This is a genomic window from Catellatospora vulcania, assembly GCF_009720385.1.
GTDB classification, from domain to species: Bacteria; Actinomycetota; Actinomycetes; order Mycobacteriales; family Micromonosporaceae; genus Catellatospora; species Catellatospora vulcania.
Map to the genome: position 1 here is coordinate 23,810 of NZ_ML769304.1, position 26,030 is coordinate 49,839.

The window sequence follows — 26,030 nt, forward strand, 5'->3', positions numbered from 1 at the left end:
TGGCGCGGCGAGCAGCGCGGCGTGCGAGCGGCCGGCGGCGCCCTGGTCGCCGCGGTCGCCAGTCCGGCGGTCAGGATGTTGCGGGCCGTGTTGACGTCGCGGTCGTGGACATGCGGCAAAGGGCGATCTTCAGCTGGTGGCAGAACACTCTGCTGGCGGTCATGTCTATCATCGCCGTGCCGGTGGGTGTGGGGCTGCTCAACTCCGACAGCGTCCGGCCGCAACGCCCTGACTTCCACGTGCTGGGCGTGGCCTTGGTCGCGATCTGGTGCACCGTGTGCGCGACCCTTGCGGTGCGCGCTGCACGGCAGGGTGTGTACGCCCGTCCGGCACACCTGCAGTTGCGCAGCCCGCTGCGCTGATTGATGTGGTCACCGGCCGACGACGGCGGCGATCTCGTCGGGGTGTTCGGTCGGAAGGCTGTGATGCGTCGCGTGCGGCAATTCGACGATGTCGAGTCGGCACAGGCAGGATTCGGCCATCGCCCGTATCCTCGCGGGTCGATGCGCCCGGCTCCGCTTCGCCAGCACGAGTGCGACCGGCACCTTGAGGTGGCGCAGGTCGGCCGGCTTCGGCCGTTTCGGTATTACCAGCTTGGGGCTGGGGCGGCCCACCCGTTGCGTGGTGACCGTTCGCCACAGCGGGTCCAGGCCCGTGCCGCCGGTCTCCCAGTCGAGCAGCCGGTCGAGCCGGCGTGCGCTGGGTCGGAGCAGGAACGGCATCGCGTGCAGCAGGTATGAGACGGAGAAGCCGCCGAAGCAGGTCGTCGGATCCAGCAGAACGAGGCGCGCGACACGCTTCGGGTGGGTCAGCGCACCGTTGAGGGCGACCCATCCACCGTAGGAGTGACCGACCACGGTGGCTTGTGCGCCGTCGGGGCCGAGGTGAAGCCCATCGAGGACGTCACCGAACCAGGCGGCCAGGTCGTCCGGTGTGCGGGCAGGCCGGGTGGTCGTGAAGTCCTCGGTCATCTCCACCGCGCATACCCGGTGACTCGCACTGAGCCGTCCGGCCACGGCCCACCAGACCGCGGCGGTCGCCCCGCCACCGGCAAGCAGCACCACGGGTGGCGCCGATGGTGGCCCGGTCAGGTATACACGGGTCGTGCCGAATCGGTGCGGCACATCGAGGTCCGCCCGGTCGGGGGGCCACCGGTCCAGCAGTGCCGTGTAGGCGCGTGCGAAGTCGTCGCTCATCCTCAGCCTCGGTGATATTCTCTCGACGAACGAGATACTTGATAATCGAGAGAGTACGCCGATGAGCCGCCGCCCACCAGCCACCGCCGAGCTGCCGCAGATGCAGCTGGTGCACCTGCTTCGCGCCGTGACGGTCGGCCTCGACCTGCTCGGCGCAGGATTTGCCAACACCCATGGTCTACATCCGACGGATGTCCGCGCCCTCATCCATCTGCTCGACGCCGATCGGACCGGCGTCGCTGCGACTCCTGGCTGGCTGGGCGCACAGGTCGGGCTCAACTCCGCCTCGACGACGGCGCTCATCGATCGGCTGGAGCGGCTCGGCCATGTCCGGCGATCACGGGATCCTGCCGACCGGCGTCGGGTGTTGCTCAGCGTCGACCCGTCCGCAGTCGAACTCGGGTGGATGTTCTTCGGCCCCCTCATCGAGCGCATGGTCACCGCGATGCAGGCCTTCACCGACGACGAACTCGACACCGCCCGCCGATTCCTCCAGGCGATGCACGGCGCCGTACAGGTACGGCCTGGTTCCCCCGCTGGAACACCAACTCCGGTGGACTCAGATCCGGTCCCGTCGCCATGACCGAACCACGACTGACGAAGGACTGAGCGCCGCTACCCTCGGCGGTAGCCCGGATGGACCCCCGGGAGCAGGCCCTGCTGCTCCGCGATCCGGGCGAGCAGTTCGCGTAGGGTCTGGCGTTCGTCGGCCGTGAGATCGGTGCACAGGTCGTCCTCGTGCGCCCGGCCGAGGGCGCCGATGTCGCGCATGGCGGCCTGACCCTGCGTGGTCAGGTGCAGGGCGTAGGAGCGCCGATCGGGTTCGCCGCGGCGTCGTTCGACCAGATCACGCGACTCCAGTTCGTCCACCAGGTTCACGAACCGGCTGGGGGGTACGCCGAGCCGCTCGGCGTAGGTCTGCTGGCTGCGGCCCGGCATGACGGTGATCAACCGCAGCAGGCCGGCCTGTGCCGGCGTGAGGTTCAGCACCGCCACCCGTTCCGTGAAGAGCGCTGCAGCATGCGCCCCGAGCTGGGCGAGCAGGAATGCCACGCTGCCACGGCCGTCCGGTTGCATGACCAAACCGTAACACGTTGACGATCGTATACAAGTGTGTATCGTATAAGCATGTACACGATTTCGAGAGCGTCATGACAACACCACCTCCCGGCCCGCCGCCGATCATTCCCGCCTCGGCCTTCGCCGGCCTCACCATCGCCGCGATCGCGCTCAGCACGAACACGCCCCGGCCGGACGCATCCGCTGCGGCCGTGCTGGCGTACCTCGGCGAGCACGCCGCACAGGCCCGGTTGGCCGCCTTCCTCACCGTCGCAGCCGCCGTGCCGCTGGCAATCTGGACCGCAACGGTCTACCAGCGCATGCGAGCCCTCGGCTCCACCGCGCCGGGCTCGACGATCGCCCTGATCGGCGGGACGCTCGCCAGTGCGATGACCGCGCTGTGCGGGCTCGTCGGCTGGGCCGGCGCGGGCCTCGGCGACGACCCCGGTGCCACGGCGGTGGCCGGCCTGCAGCGTGACCTCGCCTTCGCGACCGGCGGTCCCGGCTACGTCATGTTCTTCGGTCTGCTCATCGCCGGCGTCAGCGTGCCCATGCTGCTACTCGGCATACGCCGACCGCTCGCGATCTTCGGTCTGGTACTCGCCCTCGCCGCCGAACTCTCCACCGCGGTCCTGCTGACCCTGGACGCGGCGCCGACGCTGCCGATCGCACGCTTCGGCGGTCTGGTCTGGCTGATCCTGGTGAGCCTGCTTCTCCCCGCCCACCGTCCGGCCCGCCTCGGACGCGCGACCGCCATGGCCGGTGTCGCGTGATCGCCCTTGTCACAGGCGGCACCGCCGGCATCGGTGCGCAGATCGCGGGCAAGCTGCGCACGGCCGGCGCGACCGTCTACATCACCGGACGCGATCCCGCCCGAGGAGCGGCCGTCGCCGACGCGCTCGGCGCGACGTTCATCGCCACCGACCATGTCAGCGTCGCGGACAACCTTCGCCTCGCGGCATGGTTGGCCGATCAGGCCGCGACCCTGGACATCCTCGTCAACAACGTGGGCGGCATCCCCGGCCCGGATCGCATCGTGACCGACGAGGGACACGAGGCGACGTTGGCGCTGAACTATCTCGGGCCGGTCGCCCTGACCAGCACCCTTATGCCCACCCTCGCCACCGGCAGCCGGATCGTCCAGATCGTCTCCAGTGCGTTGACCATGCACACCGGCGACCCGTTCGTCGAGCCCACACCACACCGGGCGCTCGCCGCGTACGCTCGGGCCAAGCAACTCGCGCTCCTGGCGACGCTGAGCCTGGCCCGGCAGTTGGCCGGGAGCTGTCACGTCAACGCGGTGAACCCGGGCATGGCGTGGACCCCCGGGGTCGCCGCACTCACGCCCAAGACCATCCCGGCGTGGCGTCGCATCTGGCCGATCGTCCGCGCCGTACAGCGCCTGGCCAGCCCGGAGAAGGCAGCTCGCCAACCTGCGGACCTGGCGCTGCGGCCCACGGACACCGGTGGGTACTACGACGGGAACCTCACCACGCTGCCGGCTCGCCTACGCGACATCAGCCTCCAGGATCGCGCCTGGGACCTCGCCGCGGCTACGGGGCGGAGAAGCGATGCGTAGGCCCACCGTGGAAATGACCCGCGTCTTACTCGCCGCCGGCGTGGCCGCACCGGTCGTATTCGTCGTCGGGTTCACCGTCGCCGGCCTAGTCCGCCCCGGATACTCGGCGATGCGCAGCGCGGTCAGCGATCTCGGCGTCGGACACAACGCGTGGCTGCAGAACGCCAACTTCCTGCTCTTCGCCACCCTGCTCATCGGGTACGCGGTCGGCTACCGACGCGCCCTCACCCAGGACCTCGGCCGCAGCGCGACGACCGGCGCCGTCCTCATCGCCTGTGCCAGCCTCGGCCTGGTCGGCGCGGTCGTCTTCCCAGCCACGCCAGCGACCGGGCTGCTGCACTTCCTCCTCGGATTCCTCATCGTGCTGGCCGCGGCCATAGCCGCCGCGTTCCACGGCGGCCGGGCGTTCCGACGCATCCCGGGCGGCCGGGGCCTGGCCCGCTACTCGACGTGGAGCGCCATCGCGGCAGTGGCGATGTTCGTCTTCACCTTCGTCGCGTTGAACCCGGCGTCGCCACTGGAACGCGCCGGCGTCGGCGGCCTCATCAACCGGATCCTCGCGATCGTCGCGTTCTCCTGGTACGGCATAACCGCGTGGTGGCTGCGCCACCGCCTCAAAACCCGGTAGCGCAGCGCCGACACCTGGCGCAGAGGCCGCCGACGAACAGCGCAGCGATCGGCGCTCTACCGTCGGCGGCCTCACAGCGCAATCCTGATGGTCATGCATTCACCCCGGAAGAACGGCCCACAGGCACTCGCCATGTCGGTCCTGTGGCGAGTGCTCGTATGGCTGCTGGTGGCGACCATCCTGGCGTGGACGGTCGTCGGCTGGGGCCTGCCCGATGACGATCCGCTGTTCCGGGTCGGAGCGATCGCGTTCGCCATCTTCCTCGTGTACATCGCCGTCCGGGTCGAGATGATGCTGCACGCGGCGGTACGGTCGGGCCGGGAGAGCCGAGGTGGCGAACCGCCTCGATGATCGCCGGTGTGGCGGTCGGCGCACGGGCCGCCTATCACCCTACGATGACGGAGGCGTCAATGTCTGCCAAGGTCAGATCACCCTGCTGTCGAGGTACAGCATCGGCCTCTGTGATGTCGTCCAGCTCACCTCGGGTGTAGTCGGGCAGGTCATCAACGTGATCTTCGTGGGCACGACATCCTCCTTGCGCATCCATAGATGACCGCACTCGGCGCGGCGGCAGGCGTATGGCTGAGGCGCCGACCGACACGTAAGCAAGTGCGGCGTTGAACGCGGGAGGATGCCTTAACCCTGGTGATTCGGGCGGTCGCCCTATTCCAGCGCTGACAGCAGTTGCTGCAGGTACAGGCCGCGTTGGGCGTCGAGTTCATGGGAGCGCCAGGTCCGCACCACGGTCGCGAACTCGGCCCGGACGGTCGCGAACGCGTCGGGGTAGTGGATGTCCCTGGGCAGTTCCCAGGCCCCGTCGCGCGAGTACACGCTCAGTTCGCGTCGCCCGCCTGGCACGCCGACGGCGCCGGACAGCGACGCCTGGCTGATGGCACCGTTGGCGTGGGTGCAGCTGATCTCGATCCAGGTGCGGCTGTCGCCGCGCGCGCTGAGGTCGATGATGGGGCCGAGCGCGGCGTCGAGCAGGTCCAGCAGGTGCGGGGCGAGGTCGTAGAGGGCTCCCTGGGCGAGCCGCCACGGGGTGGCGAAATCGCCGCCCAGCAGCGAACCTGAGATCAGGCTCGAGCGGGCGCCGATGGCGTCGACGGCGCGTACCTCGTCGAGGAACGTCCGGACCGTGGCGTGGTAGCGGCGGCCGAGCATCATCTGCGTGGGGACGCCGGCGTCCTCGACGGCGTCGACGAGCCGCCGGGCGGCGGGCAGATCCAGGGCCAGGGGCTTGTCGAGGAACAGCGCCTTGCCGGCCCGCGCGGCGCGCACGGCGAGGTCAGCCTGCACGTCCGGCGGGACGGCGAAGGCGACCGCCTCGCAGCGGTCGAGCAGCTCGTCGAAGTCGGTGCAGAGCGCGGCACCGTACTGCTCGGCCAGAGGTGCGGCGGCCTCCGGTCGGCGCGCCCACACCGCGGTGAGTGCCGTTTCGGGTCCGGCGGCGAAGACCGGGGCGTGCATGGCCCTGGCCCAGGGGCCGGCGCCGACGAGGCCGATGGTGACGGGGGCGCTCATGCGGCGACCGCCCCGAGGCGGGTGTCCACCGCGGCGGCGCTGTAGACGTGGTCCATGACCATGGCGTGCGCGCCGTGCAACCCGGCCTGCTCCCGCAGGCGGGAGGTGGTGACGGTCAGGTGCCGGGTGGCGCGCGGCAGGGCCCGGCGGTAGAGCTCCTCGCGTACGCCGGCGACGAAGTGGGTGTCGGCGAGGTCGCCGGCGATGACAACGGCCTGTGGGTTGAGCAGGCACACCACGGTGGCCAGCACCTCGCCGAGCAGCTGGCCGGCGATGCGGGTCAGGCGTACGGCGTCGGGCTGTCCGGCGTTCAGGTGTGCGACGAGGCCGCGGCTGCCGTCGGTGGGCACTCCGGCCCGGGTCATCGCCGCGGCGATGGCGCCGCCGCTGGCCACCGCGGCCAGGCAGCCGAATGCGCCGCACATGCAGCGGGCGTCGTCATGGCCGTGGAGCCGGACGTGGCCGATGTCGCCGGCGCCGCCGTCGATGCCGCGGTAGACGCGGCCGTTGATGACGACGCCTGCGCCGATGCCGGTGGACACCTTGACCAGCAGGGTGGCCGGGGAGCCGGGATAGTGGGCGTTGTGCTCGCCCAGGGCCATCAGGTTGGCGTCGTTGTCGACGAGCACGGGCACCTGCCAGCGCTGCGTCAGATGGTCGGCGATCGGGAAGCCGTCCCAGCCCGGCATGATCGGCGGCTGGCGCACCAGCCCGGCCTCGTGCTCCACGGGACCGGGCACGCCCAGGCCGACTCCGCACACCACGTCGCGGCTGACTGCGGCCTGGTCGAGCAGTTCGGCGAAGATCCGTTCGCAGCAGTCGAGGACGAGCTGCGGCCCGGAGCCGATCGTCAGGTCGCAGGCCTGTTCGGCGAGCACCCGGCCGGCCAGGTCGAGCAGCGCGAACCGGCCGCGGGTGGCGCCGAGGTCGGCGGCCAGGATGTAGCCGTGCCGTTCGTTGAAGCGGAGCAGCACGGCCGGCCTGCCGCCGGTGGACGCGGCGGTGGCGGTCTCGTCGAGGTAGCCGCCGCGCAGCAGCTGCTCGATGCGCTGTGCGACGGTGGCCCGGGACAGGCCGGTGAAGTCCTGGATCTCGCGGCGGGTGCGTACGGTGCCGTTGCGGATGAGCGTCAGCAGGTGGCCGGGTGTGTGGTACGCCCCGGTCGACGCAGCAACGGCTTCATCCCTTGTCGGCACCGCTGGTCAGTCCTTCCGTGAGCATCTTCTCGGCAGCGAAGAATATCAAGACGATCGGGATCGTCAGGATCACCGAGGCGGCCATCAGGGTGGTCTTGGGAACCTCGATGCCGCCGGCCAGCTGGGCCAGGCCCAGCGACACCGTCCACGAGGGTCGGTTCTCGACGAGGAACAGCAGCGCGAACAGGAACTCGTTCCAGGCGATCATGAAGATGTAGAGGGCGTTGGCCATGAGCGCGGGCGCGGCCAGCGGGATGATGACGCGCCACACCGTCTGCAGGCGGTTGCACCCGTCGATCGCGGCGGCCTCCTCGATCGAGGCCGGCAGCGACGCGAGGTAGTTGCGCAGCATGTACACCGAGACCGGGACGGCTTGCGCCACGTACACGATGGTGAGGCCGACCAGCGAGCCGCGCAGCCCGGCACGCGTGAAGAACACGAACAGCGGGATCGCCAGCAGGATCGACGGGAACAGGTACACGGCCAGGAACAGGAAGTGCATCTGCTTGCGGCCGAAGAAGCGCAGCCTGCCGATGGCGTACGAGCCGGGGACGGCGAGGATCAGGGTGATCGCGACGGTGGCGAGCGCGACCAGCCCGGAGTTGGTCAGCAGGCTGAGGAAGCCCTGTCCCCCGTCGGCGACGGAGGTCAATACGTCGCCGTACGTCGACCAGGTGAGCTCACCGGCCGAGATTCCCAGGTCCCCCGGGTCCTGCAGCAGCTTGTCGATGGGCCGCAGCGACAGCAGGACCATGTAGTAGAACGGCAGCACGGTGACCACGACCAGCACGCCGATCACGAGCCAGCGCAGCGTGCCGAAGATCTTTCTTTCCACGAGGTCGCGGTTCACAGGGTGCCCTCCTCGGCCTTGGGTGCGAAGAACCGCAGGTAGACGCCGACGCCGATGATGAGGAACACGGCGAGGATGAGTGCCTGCGCGGACGCGGCGCCGATGTCGAAGCGCGAGGTGAGGAAGTCGTACACCCGGACACTGATGACGTCGGTTCCGGCGCCTCCGCCGGTGAGCAGGTAGATGTCGTCGAACTTGTTGAAGGTGAGGATGAACCGCAGCACGGACAGCAGCGCGATGACGGGCATCAGCTGCGGCAGCAGCACGTGGCGGAAACGCTGGGTGAGGGTGGCTCCGTCGACCAGCGAGGCCTCCTCGACGTCGCGTGACACGCCCTGCAGCCGGGCCATGATGAACAGGAACGCGAACGGGAAGTAGCGCCAGCCCTCGAACGCGATCACCGTCAGCAGCGCCACCGGGACGGGCAGCTCCAGGCCGAACAGGTGCACCGTGCTTTCACGCTGGCTGAGGAACGCGATCGGCGCGTCCCAGCCCAGCACGTTGGTGCCGAACGTGTTGACGATGCCGAACTGGGGGCTGAGCATGACCTCCCAGACGAAGCTGACCGCGACGACGGGTGCGATGTAGGGCAGCAGCATCGCGCCGCGTACCAGTGCCCGGCCGCGGAACGGTGCCCGCAGTGCCAGCGCCGCGGCCAGGCCGATGCTGATGGACAGCGTGGTGGCCCCGACCGTGTAGACGATCGTCGTGAGCAGCGATCCCCAGAAGCCCGGGGAGGTGAACACGGTGGTGAAGTTCTCGAGGGTGTAGTTGCCGAACACGCCTGCGGAGCGCACGTTGATGAGGCGGATCTCCTGGAACGACAGCAGGATCGTCCACAGGATCGGCACCACCACGACCGCCAGCACGACGATCAGGGTCGGGCTGAGGAATCCCAGCCCGGTGCGGTTCTCGCGCTGCTTGAGGGTCAGCGGCCGGCGGCGCTCCGAGGCGGGCGCCGCCGACCTTGCTGTGACGGCTGACATCAGTTCAGCGACTTCTGGATGGCGCGCACCCGGTCGGCTGCCTGCTTGGCGGCGGCGGGGCCGTCGACCTGCCCGCCGGTCACCTCGTTCACCGCCTTGGCCACCGGCAGCTCGGACAGGGTGGCGCCGACGAGCGCGCCCTGGCCCTGGGTGATGCCCCAGCGGTCGAAGCTGTCGATGCTGTCGCGCAGGACGGCGACGGTCTCGGCAGGGTAGATCTCGCCGAGGGGCTTTTTGGTGTCCACGCCGGCGGGCAGTTTGCCCCAGGCGTCTACGAACCGGGAGGCGCTGGTCTTGTCGCCCTTGCGCGCGGGGAACTTGCCTTCGGGGGCGACGCCCAGCCAGTCGGTGTAGCCGTCGCCCAGCATGTAGGTGACGAACTTCTTGGCGGCGTCGACCTTCGGGCCGGGGGTCAGCGCCCAGTTCCCGAACTCGCCGAACGACGCCGGGCTTCCGGCGGGGCCGGCGATGGCGCTGACGATGCCCGAGTTCTTGGCCAGGAACGCCGGGTCGGCCGCGCACTGCGGGCAGTTGGGCTTGGCGTCGTTTCGCAGGCCGGCCATCTCGTCGAGGATGAACGACGACCAGACCATCATCGCGGCCTTGCCGGCGAAATAGGTGGCACGGGTGGAGTCGACGTCCTGCGCCCCGGGCACGGAGTACTTGCGCACGAGGTCCCCGTAGAAGGAGAAGGTGTCGGCGCACTTGGGGCTGTCGAGCGTGACGTTCGCGCCGTCGACGAGCTCGCAGCCGTTGCCGAGAGCAAAGTTCTCGAAGGTCTGCGCGGTGAAGGCGTCGTTGGGCACGGTGGCCATCGTGATGCCGGCCATGCCCGGCTTGTTGAGGGTGCTGGCGGCCTTCTCGATGTCCGCGAAGGTGGTGGGTGCGGCCAGGCCGGCCTTGTCGAACAGGTCTTTGCGGTATACCAGCAGCTGGGCCCAGCCCTCGGAGGGCACGGCCAGCTGGTCGTTGCCGCGGCGGGTGAGCTCGAGGGCGCGGGCGGAGAAGGTGTCGGCGCCGAGTTCGTCGACGACGGCCTTGGTGGCGGCGGTGTCGACGAGCTGGTTGCCGGCCATCTGCCAGACGGCCGGCAGCGAGAGCGCGCCGACGGCGTCGGGGAGCTTGCCCGCGGCCGCGGCGGAGGTGATGAGCTGGCTGAACTGGTTCTCGTCGATGCCGACGATCTTGACCTTGATGCCGGTCTGCTGGGTGAACCGGTCGGCGATCGCCTGGGTGGCGGCGACGCGGTCGGTCTGGTTCTCCAGACTCCAGACGGTGAGTTCGTTCGCGGCTGCCGGGTCCTGCTCGGTGCCGCACGCGGTGAGGAGTCCGCCGGCCATCGCGGCGGTGAGGCCCAGCGCGGCGAGCCCTCGCACGCCGTAACGCTTTCTCATCATTGAGCTCCCTTGAGGGACTTACTTCGGTTACGTGTTGGCAATGACACCAGAACTTTTGCGTAATGACAACACCTAAGTCACTTCCAAATCCTTGCGGTGGAGGCTACTTTTGTGGCTCAAGCACGTCGTCGATCGTGATCGAGGGTCGAAATGGCCGAAGTAGTCCAATTCACTGCACCCAGGGTCGTCGAGGTGGTGTCATACACCCCTGAACCCCTGCAATCCGGACACGTGAGAGTGCGCACCCGCTTCTCGGGCATCTCCGCCGGCACCGAACTGGCCGCCTACCGCGGCACCAACCCCTACCTGACCCGCCGGTGGGACCCCGAGCAGCGGCTGTTCCGCAACGGCGCCGACACCTTGGCCTACCCGCTGACAGGCTGGGGCTACTCCGAGGTAGGCGAGGTCACTGAGGTCGCCCCCGACATCGCCGACGACCCCGCCACGCCGCAGGTCGGCACCCTGGTCTGGGGCATCTGGGGCCACCGCAGCGAAGCCGTGCTGCCCGCCGGCAAGCTCGCCGGCCATGAGGTCCCCGCCGGGCTCGACCCGCTGGCCGCGACCTTCGCCCGCGTGGGCGCCGTCGCGCTCACCGCCGTACACGCCGCGGACCTGCACCTCGGCGAGACGGTCGCCGTCTTCGGCCAAGGCGTCATCGGCCTGCTCGCGACCCGCCTGGCCGTGCTCAGCGGGGCCACCGTCATCGCCGTCGACGCCATCGACGCCCGGCTTCAGCAGGCCGCCGCGTTCGGCGCCCACCACGCCCTCGACGCCCGCACCGGCGACGTCGGTGAGCAGGTCAAGGCCCTCACCGGCGGGCTGGGCGCCGACACCGCCATCGAGATCAGCGGCGCCTACCCCGCCCTGCACGAGGCGATCCGCACCGTCGCCCCCGCCGGGCGCGTCGTGGCCGCGGGCTTCTACCAGGGCGAGGCCACCGCGCTGCGGCTAGGCGAGGAGTTCCACCACAACCGCGTCGAGATCGTCACCGCGCAGATCGGCGGCGTCCGCCCCGGCATGTGGCTGCGCTGGGACCAGGACCGGCTCAACCGCACCTTCCTACGCCTGGCCGCCGCAGGCCAGATCGACCCCGCCGCCCTGATCACCCACACCGTCCCCGTGGCCCAGGCCCCCGACATCTACCGCCTTCTCGACGACCGTCCCGCCGACGCCCTGCAGACCATTCTGGAGTTCTGATGCTCAAGCTCTCCGCCCAGGAACAGCTCCTGCCCGGCGACACCCTCCAGCAGAAGTGGGAGTTCGCCCAGCGCGCCGGCTACCACGCCATCGAGCTGCGCGGCCGCGCCGACTTCGCGCTACGCGGCCGGCTGCCCGAACTGCGCCAGGCCCTGCGCGACGGCGTCGTGATGCCCACCGTCTGCGTCGAGATGCTGCACTTCTTCGGCGCGTTCGACGCCGACCTGCGCGCCGACGCCATCGCCCAGATGAAGTCACAGCTGTCGGTCATCGGCGAGCTCGGCGGCCTCGGCGCGATGAGCCCGGCCTCGTACGGCATGTTCTCCCGCCGGCTGCCCCCGTTCGAGCCGCCGCGCAGCGAGGCCGAGGACCGGCAGGTGCTGCTCGACGGTCTGCGCCAGCTCGGCGAGCACGCCGCCGCCGAAGGCGTCACCTTCTACCTCGAGCCGCTCAACCGCTACGAGGACCACATGGTCAACCGGCTGGACCAAGCCATCGACCTGATCCGCGAGGTCGGCCTCGACAGCGTCCGGGTCGGCGCCGACACGTACCACATGAACATCGAGGAGGACGACCCGATCGCGGCCCTACACGCCGCCGCGCCCTACATCGGACACGTCCAGGTCAGCGAGTCCAACCGATTCCAGCCCGGCACCGGCCACATCGACTGGCCTGCTGTGCTCGGCGTCCTGGAGGCCGACGGCTACCCGCACTACCTGGCGCTGGAGTCGCGGCTGCGCGGCGAGCCCGCCGAGGCCGTCGCCTCCGTGCCCGCGTTCCTGCGCCGGATGAGCACCACCGGGCAGGCCGGGGCATGACCGACCTGCGCGACGCCGCGATCCGGGTCCTGATCGGCAACGCACGCGGCCTGTCGACCGTGCCCGCCTCGCGGCTTTACCCCCACCAGTGGAGCTGGGACTCCGCCTTCATCGCCCTCGGCCTGCGGCACCTGTCGCCCCACCGGGCCCAGCTCGAACTCGAAGCACTGCTGGGCGCGCAATGGGCCGACGGGCGCATCCCGCACATCGTCTTCGACCCGGCCACCCCCGCCGACGCGTACTTCCCCGGCCCCGACTTCTGGCAGCCGCACCGCCGCCACGACCGGGTAGCCACCTCCGGGATCATCCAGCCCCCGGTGCACGCCCTGGCCGCGTGGGAGACGTTCCTGGCCGACCCCGCACACGCCCGCCGCCGCAGCTTCCTCGACCGTCTGTACCCGCGCCTGCAAGCCTGGCACCGCTACCTGCTCAACGACCGCGACCTCGGCGGCGGCGGCCTGGCCGCGACCGTGCACCCGTGGGAGTCCGGGATGGACAACAGCCCCGCCTGGGACGCCCCACTGGCGCGGATCACCCCCGTGCCGGCCGACGCCTACCGCCGCCGCGACCTCGACCACGCCGGCGCCGACCAGCGGCCCACCGACGACGACTACGGCCGCTACGTACGCCTGGCCGCCGACTACCGCGACCGCGGCTACGCCGACGACGCCGCCGCGTTCGGCTTCGCGATCGAGGACCCGCTCACCAACGCCCTGCTCGCCGTCGCCGAGCACGCCATGGCCGCCATCGCCAAGGAGGTCGACGCCGATCCCCAGCCCCACCTGGAACGCGCCGCCGCCGTCACCGACGCCCTGACGACCCGGCTCTGGGACCCCCAGGCCGGCATCTTCCTGGCCCGCGACCTCGTCGGCAGCGACACCATCGGCCACCACACCGTCGCCGGGCTCGCCCCGCTGGCCGTACCCGGCCTGCCCGTCGCCGACCGGCTCGTGGCCACGCTGCGCTCGGACCGCTTCGGCCTCGGCCGCGTCGCCATGGTCCCCAGCTACGACCTGACCGCCGCCGAATACTCCGGCACCCGATACTGGCGCGGACCATCGTGGTTCAACACCAGCTGGATCATCTGGCGCGGCCTGCGCGAGCACAGCCACCTGCGCGACGCCGACCGGCTGCGCGACAGCATGCTCGACACCGTCGCCACGGCCGGCTTCCGCGAGTACGTCGACCCCCTCTCCGGCCGCGGCCTCGGCGCCGACGACTTCAGCTGGACCGCCGCGCTCACCCTCGACCTACTGGCCGAACAGTCCCCGGAGGGCAGCCGATGCTGAACATCAGCGGCACCACGTTCTGGCTGGCCGACGACCGCGGCGACGCCACCGACGGCCTGTTCATCGACGACATCCGGCACCTGAGCCATTGGCGGCTGCTCGTCGACGGCGTCGCGCCGGTGCTGCTCACCGCCGGCGTACTCGCCCCACCCGCCCGCCGCGGACATCCGGCTCCGTACACGGTGTTCCGCACCCAGGCCATCGACAACGCCGGGCTCACCGAGCGGCTGCGCGTCGTGAACCACGACGCCGAGCCGCGCACCGTGGAGATCGGATACGAGTTCGGCGCGGACTTCGCCGACCAGTTCGAACTGCGCACCGACCGCAGCTTCGACAAACCAGGCGCTGAGTTGACCTCCGACGGCGCCACGCTGCGCTACCGGCGCGGTGACTGGACCAGGCAGACCGTCATCACCTCGAACCTGCCCGCGCAGGTCGCCGCCGCAACGCTGCGGTGGGCACTGACCGTGCCCAGCCACGGCGAAGCCGTCCTGGACCTCAACGCCGGGCCCACCGGTCGGCCGCCCGGCGACGCCGAGCAGATCCAGGCCCGCGCCGCGGCCGACAACGCCGCCTTCACTTCCTCGGCCACGGTGCCGGTGACCGGCCGGGCCGAGCTCGACAACGCCGTGGCCCAGGGCCTGCGCGATCTCGCCGCGATGCGGGTCGAGCTGCCGATGCTGCCCGGCCTGCGCATCCCCGGGGCGGGGGTGCCGTGGTTCCTCACCCTGTTCGGCCGCGACAGCGCCCTGACGGCGATGTTCGCCCTGCCGTACCTGCCCGGCCTGGCCCGTGACGTGCTGCGGGCGCTGGCCGCCACACAGGGCACCCGGATCGACCCGGCGCACCTGGAGGAACCCGGAAAGATCATCCACGAGCTGCGCAGCGGCGAGCTGGCCCACTTCGGCCAGATCCCGTACGGCCGCTACTACGGCTCCGTCGACTCCACGCCCCTGTTCCTGATGCTGATGGCCGCCCAGCGGGAACTCGCCGCCGAACTCGAGGCCCCGGCCCGCGCCGCCGTCGACTGGATGCTGCACCACGGCGGCCTCGACCAGAACGGCTACCTCGTCTACCGCACCGACGGCCCCGGCCTGGTGCACCAGTGCTGGAAGGACTCACCCACCGCCATCTGCTTCCGCGACGGCACACCCGCGCAGGGCCCGATCGCGGCCGCCGAGGTGCAGGGATACGCGTACGCGGCACTGCGCGGCATCGCCGACCTCGCCCGTACCGTCTGGGCCGACCCGCACTACGCCGCGGCGCTCGACGCCCGCGCCGACAAGCTGCAGGCCGACTTCCTCACCGACTTCTGGATGCCCGACGACGGGTTCGTCGCGCTCGCCCTCGACGGGCAGCGCCGCCAGGTCGACGCGCTGGCCTCCAACGCGGGGCACGTGCTGTGGACCGGCATCCTCGACTCCGAACACGGCGCGGCCGTGGCGGCAAGGCTGGGCGGCGACGACTTCTTCTCCGGCTGGGGCGTACGCACGCTCGCCGCGGGCCAGCCCTGTCACCACCCGGCGTCGTACCACAACGGATCCGTGTGGCCCCACGACACGGCCATCGCGGTCGCCGGCCTGCGCCGCTACGGCGCCCGCGCGGCAGCCGACCGCCTCGCCGACGGACTGCTGGCGGCCGCGCAGGCGACCGGCGGCCGGCTGCCGGAGGTCATGTCCGGGCTGCCCCGCGACCAGGCGCCACGACCCATCCCGTACCCGCACTCATGCTCGCCTCAGTCCTGGGCGGCGGCCGCACCATTGCTGCTCCTTCAGCGTTGACGTGGACTGTGCTGCGCTAGCGCATGCCAGTCATGCGGACATGTCCTCATGGTCAGGGTGCCGTTACGACGTGCGGTTAGACTGTTTTGTATAGATTTCTCGCACGGGGAGGTCAGCACGGATGAGCACCCACCACGTCGACCAGGACGTCTTCCGATCGGTTTTGCAGGAGGACATCGACTGGCAGCCGTTCCCCGGATTCCCGCCCACGGCCCGCCTCGCCGTCATGGTGGGCAAGCCGACGGAGCCCGAGCCCTACGTGGTCCGGGTCAAGCTGCCCGCCGGTGAGCGGCTGATGCCGCACCGGCACCACGAGGACCGGGTCTACACGGTCATCTCCGGCGTCTTCTACATCGGCCGAGGCGACGAGTTCGACGAGGACAGGTTGGAGGCGTACCCGCCGGGCTCCGTCATCGTGCTGCCGGGCGGAACCTCCCACTTCCACTGGGCGAAATCCGGCCAGTATGTGACGCAGGTGACCGCGATCGGTCCGATTTCCTTGGATTACGTCGACCCTCGAAACGATCCGCGCGAGACCTGAGGAGCTTCCTGACTGTTGCCTTCGCCCCGGTGAAGTCGACCAGGTTTGGAGTCAACGTGATCATCGCTGAGATCAAAACCTTCCCGCTGCGCATTCCGTTCAAGCCCGGACCCACCTCCGCGGCCTCCGCCTGGGGCCCGAAGGGCCTGCACGCGGTGGACACCCTGCTGACCAGGGTCACGACCGACCAAGGGCTGGAAGGCTGGGGCGAATCGTTCGGCTTCACCGGCCTTCCGGTGACACGCCGGGCGATCGACGACGTCATCGCACCCATGTGCGTCGGCCAGGACCCCTCGCAGATCGTCGCGCTCATGCTCGACGTGCAGAAGAAACTGCACGTCTTCGGACGCGGCGGGCCACTGACCCACGCCCTGTCCGCAGTGGACATCGCCCTGTGGGACATCGCGGGCAAGGCCGCCGGCATCCCGCTCCACCGGCCGCTGGGCGGCGGCCAGGCAGACCTGCCCTGCTACGCGAGCCTGGACGCGTACGGCGATCCCGACCTCGTCCGCCACGCCGTTCGGCAGGCGGTCGACGCCGGGTTTGCTGGCGTCAAGCTGCACGAGAAACAGCTCCCCATGATCAGCGCCGGCCGCGCGGAAGCCGGACCCGACGTGGACCTCATGGTCGACGTGAACTGCGCCTGGACGGTGCACCAGGCGATCGCGAAGGCCGAGGAACTGCTGCCGCTCAAGCTCACGTGGCTGGAAGAACCGGTCTGGCCGCCGGAGAACTACAGCGGCCTCGCCCAGGTGCGCCGCACGGGCATGCCGATCGCCGCCGGGGAGAACGTGCCCACCCTCCTCGAGTTCGACCGCCTCCTCGGCGCCGGGGCCGTGACCTACGTCCAGCCGAGCCCCGCCAAGGTGGGCGGAGTGACCGAGCTGTGTAAGGCCTTCACGCTCGCGTCCGTCCACAACGTCCCGGTGATGCCCCACAGCTTCTACGACGGGCCCGGTCTGCTCGCCGCGCTGCACACGGTCGCCGTCCTGGGAACGGCCGACACGATGATCGAATGGCGCTACTTCGATCTCGAGGCGCAGATCTACGGCGACCACCTGGCCCTGAAGAGCGGTCGGGTCGACGTGCCGCAGGGCCCCGGGCTGGGCATCGATCCCGACCCAGACGTGATCAGCACCTATCTGAACACCTAGCCCGAGTCGGCCCCACCCGACCCACACTGCCACCGCCGCCGTCACACGCAGTCGGGGAACCTGGTGCCGACAAGGGTGCAGTCGGTGCCCGGCACCCGGGTGCCGAACTGGTTGAAGAACCGCAGGTTCCACGTCGTGCCGGTGTCGCGCAAGACGCCGTAGCCGAACTGGTCCACCGTGACGAGTTCCCCGATGGCGACCCCGTCGAGGGGCCTGCCGACCAGGGCGCTGTCCTGCCACGTCTGCGGATCCAGCTCGGTGCCCGACGCGCCCACCGTCACCACCGGCGGGCGGTGGAACTGGGCGCTCGCGTCGAAGGCGAGCATCTGGTACAGGTGGATGTGCCCGGCCAGGACCAGGTTGATCCGCCGGTCGAGGATGCCGAGGCTGGTCGAGGCCACGGCGGCGGACAGGATCTCGTCGATCCACACCGGGTTGCCGGCCGGGGTCGCGCCGCGCACGGCCCAGATCGGCGCATGGCTCAGCAGGAGGTTGTCCCCCGCCTGCGCAAGATCGCCTACCTGGTGGAGACGCAGTTGCGGCCGCGCGAGCAGGTGCTGGGCCGGGCTCGGCAGATGCGGCGGTGAGCAGGGCGGCGGGGGCGGCCGACCAGACAGCCTTAGAGCAGGCTGCCGCCCACGCGATCCTCGCCGCACAGAAGCTCGCTCAGCTGCATCGAGAGTTCGATGCCGCCACCTCCTCCACCGTGTCGCCGAGGATGGAGACCGTCGCGCAGCTCAGTGTGCAAGCTGAGAACCTGCGTCAGCGGATCCGCGAGGGCGACCGAGCGGCCGGCTTATGGCGGCAGCACGGCACTCAACGTCGCCTACCACCTCACTCTGCTGGCCTACTCCGCGAACCGACCAAACAACTACCCCAGCCTGCTGATCATTGACTCGCCGCGTAAAGCGATCGGCAACACTCCAGCCGACCGTGCCCTCGGACACCGGATCCACCGCCGTCTGGTCACACTTTCCGAGCTGCTGAATGTTCAGCTCATCATCGCTGACAACGACGTCTCCCTTGACGTCATCGGCAATAGATACAGGATCGAACTGACCGCTGACCGAACCGCCGTCCCCGGAATCCGCAACACTGGCGTGGGGCGGGGCACCCGGGTCGAGGACCTGTGACCAGGTGTGGGGTCAGGGCATCGTCATGGCGACCCGGTCCTAAGGGTTACCGGAGCAGGGGCAGGAGGACGCCGTCGACGATCTGTGCGATGTCATCGTCACTGATTGGGCGATCGTGGACGACTCCCCAGTGGACTAGAAGGGCGATGGCGGCGGATACCGCGATCGTGCGTCCGTCCTGCGGAGGGTTGCGTCGGGGGGGCAGGTCGCCACGCTGCGCCGCGTGGTCCAGCACACCTGCGAGAGCTTGGTGCAACGAGTCGACGTAGCGCTTTCGGATGAGGCTGCACAGCTCCGGCTCCTGCCGGGCTGTGTCCAGCAGGGCCGAGACCAGGTCGACCCGGGAGGTGTTCTGGCTGCCCGTGGTGCTGGCCAGGGTGGCGAGGAGCTCCTCGCGCAGGCGCCCGCTCCCGAGGACGACCGGCACGACGTCGTCGGCGAGTCCCGCGTGGCTGAGGGCTTCCGCGGCGAGTTCAGCGCGCGAGGGCCAGCGTCGGTACACGGTCGCCTTGCCCACCCCGGCTCGTGCGGCGGCCTTGTCCATGGTCAAGGCCGGGTAACCGCCCTCGGCGAGCAACTCCGTCGCGGCGCGCAGGATCTGGGCGTCCCGGGCGGGGTCGCGAGGCGGTCCGGAGACGCCGGGGGGCCGCCGCAGCTGCGCACCGGGTGGGGGCATGGGGGCGCCGCGAGATCACCACCGACTTCATCTCCCTGGAAGAGCTGACGCAGCGCTACGGCGCATCCGCAGCGTTCGGCGACGTCTGGAATGACCGTGTCGGCTACCCCGCACGCCCCCACCACTCCGCCGCCTACGGCCTGACCACGACGACCTTCGCGCAGTGGGCAGCGCGGCAGGACTGGAGCACCGTGACCGCCTCAACGCCTAGCTGAACTTACGCAGCCCGCGCCGGGACCGGCGCGGGCGTCCTGCGTCGGGGAGTATCGGTAACGGAACTAACGCTAAGGGATGATCTTGATTCGCCGAGGGATGTGCTGACGCGATATCTTGACCTAGTCCAACAATCCATGATGGGCCGGGAAGCATTAGTGCAGAGGAATGCACGCCGCGGACGACTACCTACGCCCCGGTCAGTGGTCCTCGGCCTGGCAGCAAGCGTCCGTTCGCGCAACGCGCGCGGAGTCAGCCGCCGACGTCGATGCCGGGCCGCCTGGCCGGGTCGCTATCGCGCTCGCGATCTCCCGCACCACGCCCCCTCATCCGGGCCCTACGCGGCCTCGGCGTGCGACGAACAGCTGCCATTATTGATGTCAGCGGCAGGCGCGGTAGTGGTGGCCCTCCTGCGTATGAAAGGTGATCTGGGTGTCGCCGCGGGTCCCCTGCACCGGGGTGCCGGTGGCGAGATCGATCAGCGGTGTGTCGGCGAGCAGTGTGCTGCGTACGGTGAGCAGCCGTGCGGTCGTGGTGTGCAGGTCGAGTGCGGTCGCCGCCCGGGCCTGCCAGCCGATGTCGACGGTGACGCCGCCGCGGGCGCGCAGGCCGGTGACAGTGCCGTCGGGCCAGGCGGCGGGCAGTGCGGGCAGTACGTCGATCACGCCGAGGTGGCTTTGGAGCAGCAGTTCGGCGATGCCGGCGGTGGCTCCGAAGTTGCCGTCGATCTGGAACGGCGGGTGGTCACAGAGCAGGTTCGGCAGGGTGCTGTGGCGCAGCTGGCCGGTGAGCAGGCGGTGGGCGCGGTCGCCGTCGCGTAGCCGCGCCCAAAAGTTGATCTTCCAGGCTCGGCTCCATCCGGTGCCGCCGTCGCCGCGGGCGGCCAGCGTCACCGATGCCGCGGCGGCAAGGTCGGTGCCGGCCGGGGTGCAGCGCGAAGAGCTGCGACACGTGCCGGTGGGTGTTTGCGGGGTCGTCGAGGTCTGCTTTCCATTCCTGCAGGTGTCCCCATGCGCCGACGCGCAGGCCGGGGTCCAGCCGGGCCTGCACTTCGCGCAGCCGCGCCCGCAGGCCGGTGTCCACGTCGAGGGTGTGTGCCGCTTGCAGGGTGTTGGCGACCAGGTCGCCGATGATCTGCTGGGCCATCGCCGTGCCGGCGACGTGTTCTCCGTGCTCGGGTGCCAGGACGGCCGACAGGCACTCGGACCCGTAACTTCTTGAGCACCGGAATGAACTGCGGGCTGTCCGCGGCCTGCCCCGCGGTCAGGACGAACGCCAGCGGACGGCACTTCCGGTCGGCAGCCAGATGAATCTTGCTGGTCTGCCCGCCCCTCGAACGTCCGAGAAGGGCAGCCTTCAACCGAAGTTTGCGCCGTCGCCGGATGCATCGCCGCTCGTCCTCCTCGATGCAGTCTCTGGTGCCCTGTCCGTCTCGTCCTTTCGAGCCGCCCCCTTTTGCCAGGCCTCCTCCTCTTCGGCGGCAGCCTTACCCAGAGCAGCGATGACGTCCTGGCCAAGGTGCATCCCCGCAGCATCGTGGTGAGCCCGGGCAGTGGTCGAGTCCACGCTGACTAGGGACAAGTCCGTCCGAGCACCAGCACACCGGCCGCAGCCGACAGCTGAGCCAGTGACCGAGAAGCCAGGGCGCCCCCTCGCAGTGTTCGTAGGCCGCCGCCCTGCCACCTATCTGCCCAGCCCCGCGCACCGACGGCGCTGCGACGGCTTAGTAGTCCATGTTGTCAACCATGGCCTGCTGGCACTGGTGGTATTCCAGAAAGCCGCCGGAATCGTCGACCTCGCGAGCATCCACCGCAACCGAGCGGAACACCTCGTCGAACCCGACGTCGAGACCTGAGCCGACCCACTGCATGGCTTCGGGCAGCTGGGTACTCAGCCACGCGTCGAACCGTCGAACAGTTCGAAGACGTCGGCGATCTCGGTTTCGGTCGCAGGCCGCAGCGAGAACATCGGGCTGCTGCGTACCTTGGTCAGGCCTACCTGCACCGCCCCGACACCGGGCGTGTGCAGGTAGATCGGCGCGCCGTGCTGGCTACAAATGCTGCGCCCGAGGTAGCAGTCGATGGAGCTGGGTCACGTGACGTGGTTCGAGCTCTCCGATGGCAGCAACGCCCAGTAGCTTCATCGTGCGGATCAGTTGCTCTGTGAGGATCTGTATGGTCCGGTCGACGCCTGGGCGGCCGCCGGCCATCAGGCCGTACAGGTAGGCCCGTCCGATGAGCGTGAATTTGGCGCCGAGTGCGATGGAGGCCACGATGTCGGCGCCGTTCATGATCCCGGTGTCGATGGCGATCTCGGTGTCCTTACCGACCTCACGTGTGACGTGCGGTAGCAGTTGGAACGGGACAGGCGCGCGATCGAGTTGCCGGCCTCCGTGGTTGGACAGGACCAGGCCGTCGACACCGGCGTTGACCAGCCGTTTGGCGTCTTCGACGGTTTGGACGCCTTTGACGACGAGTTTGCCCGGCCACATCGCCCGGATGATGCTGAGGTCCGCGTAGGAGATCGTGGGGTCCATCGCGGAGTCGAGCAGCTCCCCCACAGTGCCGCCGGTCGACGACAGTGAGGCGAATTCCAGTTTCGGGGTGGTGAGGAAGTCCCACCACCACCATGGGCGCGGGACCGCGTCGAGGATGGTGCGGGCTGTCAGCTGTGGCGGGATGGAGAATCCGTTGCGTTTGTCGCGCAGCCGCGCACCGGCCACCGGAGTGTCGACGGTGAACATCAGCGTGTCGTAGCCGGCGGCTGCGGCGCGTTCGACCAGGTTGTACGAGATTTCACGTTGTCGCATGACGTAGAGCTGGAACCAGTTGCGGCCTTGGGGGTTAGCGGCGCGTACGTCCTCGATCGAAGTGGTGCCCAGCGTCGACAAGGTGAACGGGATTCCTGCGGCACCGGCGGCGCCGGCACCGGCGAGCTCGCCTTCGGTCTGCATGAGTCGGGTGAAGCCGGTCGGGGCGATCCCGAAGGGCAGCGCGGAGGGCCCGCCGAAGATCGTGGTCGAGGTATCGACGGCGGATACGTCCTGCAGGATCGAAGGGTGGAATTCGACGTCGTCGAACGCCTGCCGGGCGCGGGTGAGCGAGATTTCGCCTTCGGCGGCGCCGTCGGTGTAGTCGAACGCGGCCTTCGGGGTGCGCCGTTTCGCGATGGCGCGCAGGTCGTGGATGGTGAGGGCTTTGGCCAGGCGACGCCTGGATGCGTTGAGTTCTGGGCGTTTGAACCGCACGAGCTCAGCCATCTCGGCCGGTCGGGGGAACTGTCGCTTGACCATCGGTTTGTGCCTACCGGGGTTCGTATCGGGTCAGGGTGAAAGACCGTGCGGCAATTGCGCGCAGCGATCGGAGATCATTGTCGATCATGCCGAGGGCGCGTGCCTGGATGAGGAGGTTGCCCGCGGTGGTGGCTTCGACGGGACCGGCGATGACGGGCAGTCCGGCGCGGTCGGCGGTCGCCTGGCAGAGCAGGGCGTTGTTCGCCCCGCCGCCCAGGAGGTGGATGACCGTGACGGGCCGTTGGGCTAGTCGTGCGGCGTCGTGGACCGCCTGGGCGAATGCCGCCGCGAGGCTTTCCACGATGCTCCGGACGACTTCCGCTGGGGTCAGCGGCGGTCTGCTGCCATGGTCATGGCACCACTGTCTGATGCGTGCCGGGATGTCGCCTGGCGGCAGGAATACCGGGTCGTTGACGTCGAACGCCGTGACGGGTCCGTTGACGGCTGCGGCTTCGTGGAGCAGCTGCTGCAGGCGGGCGGCTCGCTGTGTGTCGGTGGCGGTGGGCTCCCAGTGACGTAGCGATTCCGACAGCAGCCACAGTCCCATGACGTTGTGCAGGAATCGGGTGCGGCCGTCGACGCCGCCTTCGTTGGTGAAGTTCGCATTGAGCGCATCGTCGGTGATGACTGGCTCATCGAGTTCCAGGCCGACGAGTCCCCACGTGCCGCATGAGATGTAGGCAAAGTCGCGTTCGGTGTTGGGGATGGCGACCACGGCGGACGCGGTGTCGTGGGAGGCGACGGCGACGACGTCGATAGATCGGCCGACCGTGCGCGCGACGTCGGCTGTGAGCCGGCCGAGCTGTGTTCCGGCGTCGACCAGGGGTGCCAGCAGCCGGGTGGGGATCCCGATGGTGTCGGCCAGGCTGAGGTTCCACTGCCGGGTGTGTGGGTCGAGCAGCCCGGTGGTGGAGGCGTTGGTTCGCTCGGCGGCTTGGACGCCGGTCATCCAGAAGTTGATCAGGTCTGGGATGAGTAGCATCCGGTCGGCGACGGCCAGCAGTTCACCGTCGGCCACCAGCTGGAACAGCGTGTTGAACGGCAGGTGCTGCAGGCCGTTCTGCTGGTACAGCTGCGGTGCCGCCATGCGGGCGTGGACGGCTGCGACACCTGCTTGGCTTCGGGCGTCGCGGTAGTGGTGCGGGATACCTAGCAGCCGGTCTGCGCGCAGCAGGCCGTAGTCGACGGCCCAGGAGTCGACTCCGACGCTGGCGATGCCGGGTGAGTGCCGCTCGGCGGCGGCGAGCCCGGCCAGGGTCTGCCGGTACAGGTCCAGCAGGTTCCAGTGGAGGCCGTCGCCGAGGCGGACCGGCTCGTTCGGGAACCGGGAGACCTCTTGTATGCGCAGCGCGCCGTCGTCGAGGTGGCCGACGATGACCCGGCCGCTGGTGGCGCCGAGGTCGACTGCGGCGACGTGTGCCGAGGTGCGGCTCATCGCAGGAAGGCCGGGGCGACGCCGGAGTCGACGGGGATGTGCAGGCCGGTCGTGCGGCTGAGCTCTGGACCGGTGAGCACGTAGACGGCGTCGGCGACGTGCTCGGGCAGGACTTCGCGTTTGAGGATGGTGCGGTCGGCGTAGAACTGGCCGAGGTCTTCCTCTTTGACTCCGTAGGTCGCGGCACGTTGGGCGCCCCACCCGCCGGCGAAGATGCCCGACCCTCGGACGACGCCGTCGGGGTTGATGCCGTTGACCCGCACCCCGTGCTGGCCGAGCTCTACCGCGAGCAGCCGGACCTGGTGTGCCTGGTCGGCCTTGGTCGCGGAGTAGGCGATGTTGTTGGGGCCTGCGAACACGGAGTTCTTCGACGAGATGTAGATGATGTCGCCGCCCATGCCTTGTTCGATCAGCGGTGCGGCGGCTGCCTTGGAGATCAGGAACGAGCCTTTGGCCATGACGTTGTGCTGCAGGTCCCAGTCTGATTCGGTGGTCTGCAGCAGTGGCTTGGACAGTGAGAGGCCGGCGTTGTTGACGATGAGGTCGATGCCGCCGAACGCGAGCAGGGTCTCGTTGACGGCGGCTTGTACGGCGTCGGCGTCGGCGACGTTGGCGCCCACACCGATGGCGGTGTCGGCGTTGCCGATTTCAGCGGCTGCGGCTTGTGCCTTCGCGGGGTCGAGGTCGGCGATGACGACGCAGGCGCCTTCGGCGGCCAAGCGGGCGGCGATGGCCTTGCCGATGCCCGATGCGGCCCCGGTGATCAGCGCGATCCGCCCCTGGTGGGACTTCGGTTTCGGCATGCGCTGCAGCTTGGCTTCCTCCAGGACCCAGTATTCGATGCCGAACTTCTCCGACTCGGGGATCGGCTGGTAGGTCGACAGGGCTTCGGCACCGCGCATGACGTTGATGGCGTTGACGTAGAACTCGCCGGCGACGCGGGCGGTCTGCTTGTTGGCGCCATAGCTGAACATGCCTACGCCGGGCACGAGCACGATCAGCGGGTCTGCGCCGCGCATCGCGGGGGTGGCCGCGTCGGCGTGGCGCTGGTAGTAGGAGGTGTAGTCGGCGCGGTATGCCTGGTGCTGCTGTTTGAGGGCGGCGATGGTGTCTTCGACGCTGGCGGTGGCGGGCAGGTCCAGCAGCATCGGCTTGACCTTGGTGCGCAGGAAGTGGTCGGGGCAGCTGGTGCCGAGCTCGGCCAGGGCAGGGGCTTTGGCTGAGGCAAGGAAGTCGAGCACGACGTCGGTGTCGGTGAAGTGTCCGACCATGGGCTTTTCGGTGGAGGCAAGGCCGCGGATGGTCGCGGCTAGGGCGGCCGCTTTGGCCTTGCGTTCGGTGTCAGGTAGGGCTTGGTAGCCGGGCCGGCTGGCGCCGAAGGGCTCAGCGATGCCGTGCTCATCGATGTACCGCTGCGCGGTGCGGATGATCCACAGGGAGTTCTGCTCGCATTGGTCGCTGGTGTCGCCCCAGGCGGTGATGCCGTGGCCGCCGAGGATGGTGCCGATCGCCTGCGGGTTGGCTTGCTTGATGGCGGCGATGTCGAGGCCGAGCTGGAAGCCGGGGCGCCGCCACGGCACCCAGACCACCTTGTCGCCGAAGATCTTCTTGGTGAGGTCTTCGCCGTCGGCGGCGGTGGCGATGGCGATGCCGCTGTCGGGGTGCAGGTGGTCGACGTGGGCGGCGTCGAGCAGGCCGTGCATGGCGGTGTCGATGCTGGGTGCGGCTCCGCCGCGGCCATGCAGGCAGTAGTCGAACGCGGCGACCATGTCGTCTTCGTGTTCGACGCCGGGGTAGGTGCGGGCGAGTGCGTCGAGCCGGTCGCGGCGCAGCACGGCGAGGCCGGCTGCGGTCAGGGTGCCGAGGTCTCCGCCGGAGCCTTTGACCCAGACGAGTTCGACGGGGTCGCCGGTGACCGGGTCGGTGCCGGTTGCTTTGGCGGAGGTGTTGCCGCCGGCGTAGTTGGTGTTGGCCGGGTCGGCGCCCAGGCGGTTGCTGCGGGCGATGAGGTCGTCGACGGTGCTCACGGTGCGTACTCCCCCACGGCGGTGGCCGCCGTGTGCTTGATGTGATGAGGGTCAGGTGC

28 protein-coding genes and 2 pseudogenes are annotated in these 26,030 nt (G+C 69.6%); 14 read left to right on the forward strand and 16 right to left on the reverse strand.

Features of this window, described 5'->3' with window-relative positions:
* The first annotated feature begins 161 nt into the window (after positions 1–161).
* Positions 162–362, forward strand: a complete 201-nt coding sequence (locus tag F6W97_RS10280; RefSeq protein WP_155370002.1) for a hypothetical protein — start codon at positions 162–164, stop codon at positions 360–362.
* Positions 363–371: 9 nt separating this feature from the next.
* Here F6W97_RS10280 and F6W97_RS10285 read toward each other — a convergent pair whose 3' ends face one another.
* Positions 372–1,403, reverse strand: a complete 1,032-nt coding sequence (locus F6W97_RS10285; RefSeq protein ID WP_330164963.1) for an alpha/beta fold hydrolase — start codon at positions 1,401–1,403, stop codon at positions 372–374.
* Here F6W97_RS10285 and F6W97_RS10290 point away from each other — a divergent pair.
* On the forward strand, positions 1,297–1,779 hold the full coding sequence (locus F6W97_RS10290; protein WP_155370004.1) for a MarR family winged helix-turn-helix transcriptional regulator: 483 nt from the start codon (positions 1,297–1,299) through the stop codon (positions 1,777–1,779). The two genes, F6W97_RS10285 and F6W97_RS10290, sit on opposite strands and share 107 nt — an antisense overlap.
* A 32-nt stretch (positions 1,780–1,811) precedes the next feature.
* On the opposite strand, the gene F6W97_RS10295 is transcribed toward F6W97_RS10290, so the two are convergent.
* Positions 1,812–2,273, reverse strand: coding sequence for a MarR family winged helix-turn-helix transcriptional regulator (locus F6W97_RS10295; RefSeq protein WP_155370005.1), 462 nt, complete (start codon positions 2,271–2,273; stop codon positions 1,812–1,814).
* 74 nt (positions 2,274–2,347) lie between these two features.
* On the opposite strand from F6W97_RS10295, the gene F6W97_RS10300 reads away from it, so the two are divergent.
* The 4 genes from F6W97_RS10300 to F6W97_RS10315 all read left to right on the forward strand — a co-directional run bounded on the left by F6W97_RS10300 (position 2,348) and on the right by F6W97_RS10315 (position 4,813).
* The gene (locus F6W97_RS10300; protein ID WP_155370006.1) at positions 2,348–3,028 is read left to right on the forward strand and encodes a DUF4386 domain-containing protein; all 681 of its coding nucleotides are present in this window, start codon (positions 2,348–2,350) and stop codon (positions 3,026–3,028) included.
* Entirely contained in the window at positions 3,025–3,834 is an 810-nt protein-coding gene (locus F6W97_RS10305) for an SDR family NAD(P)-dependent oxidoreductase (RefSeq protein ID WP_196279064.1), read from the forward strand. Before F6W97_RS10300 ends, F6W97_RS10305 begins: the two co-directional genes overlap by 4 nt.
* A gap of 13 nt (positions 3,835–3,847) precedes the next feature.
* Positions 3,848–4,462, forward strand: coding sequence for a DUF998 domain-containing protein (locus F6W97_RS10310; RefSeq protein ID WP_196279065.1), 615 nt, complete (start codon positions 3,848–3,850; stop codon positions 4,460–4,462).
* Positions 4,463–4,555: 93 nt separating this feature from the next.
* Positions 4,556–4,813 carry a hypothetical protein gene (locus F6W97_RS10315; RefSeq protein WP_155370009.1) on the forward strand — a complete coding sequence of 86 codons (258 nt, stop codon included), beginning with the start codon at positions 4,556–4,558 and terminating at the stop codon, positions 4,811–4,813.
* 312 nt (positions 4,814–5,125) lie between these two features.
* Here F6W97_RS10315 and F6W97_RS10320 read toward each other — a convergent pair whose 3' ends face one another.
* Genes F6W97_RS10320 through F6W97_RS10340 form a run of 5 tightly spaced genes read right to left on the reverse strand, consistent with a single transcriptional unit; the run spans position 5,126 to position 10,412 of the window.
* The gene (locus tag F6W97_RS10320) at positions 5,126–5,986 is read right to left on the reverse strand and encodes a Gfo/Idh/MocA family protein (RefSeq protein WP_155370010.1); all 861 of its coding nucleotides are present in this window, start codon (positions 5,984–5,986) and stop codon (positions 5,126–5,128) included.
* Positions 5,983–7,182, reverse strand: coding sequence for an ROK family transcriptional regulator (locus F6W97_RS10325; protein WP_155370011.1), 1,200 nt, complete (start codon positions 7,180–7,182; stop codon positions 5,983–5,985). The genes F6W97_RS10320 and F6W97_RS10325 overlap by 4 nt, the downstream gene beginning before the upstream one ends.
* Positions 7,166–8,032 (reverse strand): carbohydrate ABC transporter permease, encoded by an 867-nt coding sequence (locus F6W97_RS10330; protein WP_155370012.1) that lies wholly within the window; start codon positions 8,030–8,032, stop codon positions 7,166–7,168. The genes F6W97_RS10325 and F6W97_RS10330 overlap by 17 nt, the downstream gene beginning before the upstream one ends.
* On the reverse strand, positions 8,029–9,018 hold the full coding sequence (locus tag F6W97_RS10335; protein ID WP_155370013.1) for a carbohydrate ABC transporter permease: 990 nt from the start codon (positions 9,016–9,018) through the stop codon (positions 8,029–8,031). Before F6W97_RS10335 ends, F6W97_RS10330 begins: the two co-directional genes overlap by 4 nt.
* On the reverse strand, positions 9,018–10,412 hold the full coding sequence (locus F6W97_RS10340; protein WP_155370014.1) for an ABC transporter substrate-binding protein: 1,395 nt from the start codon (positions 10,410–10,412) through the stop codon (positions 9,018–9,020). The genes F6W97_RS10335 and F6W97_RS10340 overlap by 1 nt, the downstream gene beginning before the upstream one ends.
* A gap of 234 nt (positions 10,413–10,646) precedes the next feature.
* Here F6W97_RS10340 and F6W97_RS10345 point away from each other — a divergent pair, with 234 nt between their 5' ends.
* From F6W97_RS10345 to F6W97_RS10370, 6 genes are all read left to right on the forward strand, one after another.
* Entirely contained in the window at positions 10,647–11,612 is a 966-nt protein-coding gene (locus F6W97_RS10345) for a zinc-dependent alcohol dehydrogenase (protein ID WP_230686564.1), read from the forward strand.
* Positions 11,612–12,430 (forward strand): sugar phosphate isomerase/epimerase family protein, encoded by an 819-nt coding sequence (locus F6W97_RS10350; RefSeq protein WP_155370016.1) that lies wholly within the window; start codon positions 11,612–11,614, stop codon positions 12,428–12,430. Before F6W97_RS10345 ends, F6W97_RS10350 begins: the two co-directional genes overlap by 1 nt.
* Positions 12,427–13,719, forward strand: coding sequence for an MGH1-like glycoside hydrolase domain-containing protein (locus F6W97_RS10355; protein ID WP_196279066.1), 1,293 nt, complete (start codon positions 12,427–12,429; stop codon positions 13,717–13,719). Before F6W97_RS10350 ends, F6W97_RS10355 begins: the two co-directional genes overlap by 4 nt.
* Positions 13,713–15,500 (forward strand): amylo-alpha-1,6-glucosidase, encoded by a 1,788-nt coding sequence (locus F6W97_RS40030; RefSeq protein WP_196279067.1) that lies wholly within the window; start codon positions 13,713–13,715, stop codon positions 15,498–15,500. Before F6W97_RS10355 ends, F6W97_RS40030 begins: the two co-directional genes overlap by 7 nt.
* A gap of 121 nt (positions 15,501–15,621) precedes the next feature.
* Positions 15,622–16,041 (forward strand): cupin domain-containing protein, encoded by a 420-nt coding sequence (locus F6W97_RS10365; RefSeq protein WP_155370017.1) that lies wholly within the window; start codon positions 15,622–15,624, stop codon positions 16,039–16,041.
* Positions 16,042–16,097: 56 nt separating this feature from the next.
* Positions 16,098–17,195, forward strand: a complete 1,098-nt coding sequence (locus F6W97_RS10370) for a mandelate racemase/muconate lactonizing enzyme family protein (protein ID WP_155370018.1) — start codon at positions 16,098–16,100, stop codon at positions 17,193–17,195.
* 41 nt (positions 17,196–17,236) lie between these two features.
* On the opposite strand, the gene F6W97_RS10375 is transcribed toward F6W97_RS10370, so the two are convergent.
* Positions 17,237–17,656, reverse strand: coding sequence for a hypothetical protein (locus tag F6W97_RS10375; RefSeq protein ID WP_155370019.1), 420 nt, complete (start codon positions 17,654–17,656; stop codon positions 17,237–17,239).
* A gap of 279 nt (positions 17,657–17,935) precedes the next feature.
* On the opposite strand from F6W97_RS10375, the gene F6W97_RS10380 reads away from it, so the two are divergent.
* Positions 17,936–18,328, forward strand: coding sequence for a hypothetical protein (locus tag F6W97_RS10380; protein WP_155370020.1), 393 nt, complete (start codon positions 17,936–17,938; stop codon positions 18,326–18,328).
* Between the two features lie 46 nt (positions 18,329–18,374).
* Here the strand turns inward: F6W97_RS10380 and F6W97_RS10385 are convergent, their stop codons facing one another.
* Entirely contained in the window at positions 18,375–19,004 is a 630-nt protein-coding gene (locus F6W97_RS10385; RefSeq protein ID WP_155370021.1) for a TetR/AcrR family transcriptional regulator, read from the reverse strand.
* On the opposite strand from F6W97_RS10385, the gene F6W97_RS10390 reads away from it, so the two are divergent.
* A complete protein-coding gene (locus F6W97_RS10390; protein ID WP_155370022.1) occupies positions 18,995–19,219 on the forward strand; it encodes a hypothetical protein in 225 nt (74 codons plus the stop codon). The two genes, F6W97_RS10385 and F6W97_RS10390, sit on opposite strands and share 10 nt — an antisense overlap.
* A gap of 378 nt (positions 19,220–19,597) precedes the next feature.
* Here the strand turns inward: F6W97_RS10390 and F6W97_RS40035 are convergent, their stop codons facing one another.
* The 7 genes and pseudogenes from F6W97_RS40035 to F6W97_RS10420 form a co-directional block, all read right to left on the reverse strand.
* Positions 19,598–19,981 carry a glycoside hydrolase family 95-like protein gene (locus tag F6W97_RS40035; protein WP_407924565.1) on the reverse strand — a complete coding sequence of 128 codons (384 nt, stop codon included), beginning with the start codon at positions 19,979–19,981 and terminating at the stop codon, positions 19,598–19,600.
* Positions 19,961–20,363 (reverse strand): annotated as a pseudogene (locus tag F6W97_RS41510) (glycosyl hydrolase family 95 catalytic domain-containing protein); the annotation flags it as partial. The pseudogene F6W97_RS41510 and the gene F6W97_RS40035, both read right to left, overlap by 21 nt.
* Before the next feature lie 64 nt (positions 20,364–20,427).
* Positions 20,428–20,562, reverse strand: a pseudogene (locus F6W97_RS10400) (IS5/IS1182 family transposase); the annotation flags it as partial.
* Between the two features lie 378 nt (positions 20,563–20,940).
* Complete coding sequence (locus F6W97_RS10405) at positions 20,941–21,087, reverse strand: hypothetical protein (RefSeq protein ID WP_155370023.1); 147 nt, start codon at positions 21,085–21,087, stop codon at positions 20,941–20,943.
* Positions 21,088–21,267: 180 nt separating this feature from the next.
* Complete coding sequence (locus F6W97_RS10410; protein WP_155370024.1) at positions 21,268–22,509, reverse strand: alpha-hydroxy acid oxidase; 1,242 nt, start codon at positions 22,507–22,509, stop codon at positions 21,268–21,270.
* Between the two features lie 10 nt (positions 22,510–22,519).
* Positions 22,520–23,944: a rhamnulokinase gene (locus tag F6W97_RS10415; protein ID WP_155370025.1), complete on the reverse strand. Its 1,425-nt coding sequence runs from the start codon at positions 23,942–23,944 to the stop codon at positions 22,520–22,522.
* Entirely contained in the window at positions 23,941–25,971 is a 2,031-nt protein-coding gene (locus F6W97_RS10420; protein WP_155370026.1) for a bifunctional aldolase/short-chain dehydrogenase, read from the reverse strand. Before F6W97_RS10420 ends, F6W97_RS10415 begins: the two co-directional genes overlap by 4 nt.
* Positions 25,972–26,030: the final 59 nt, after the last annotated feature.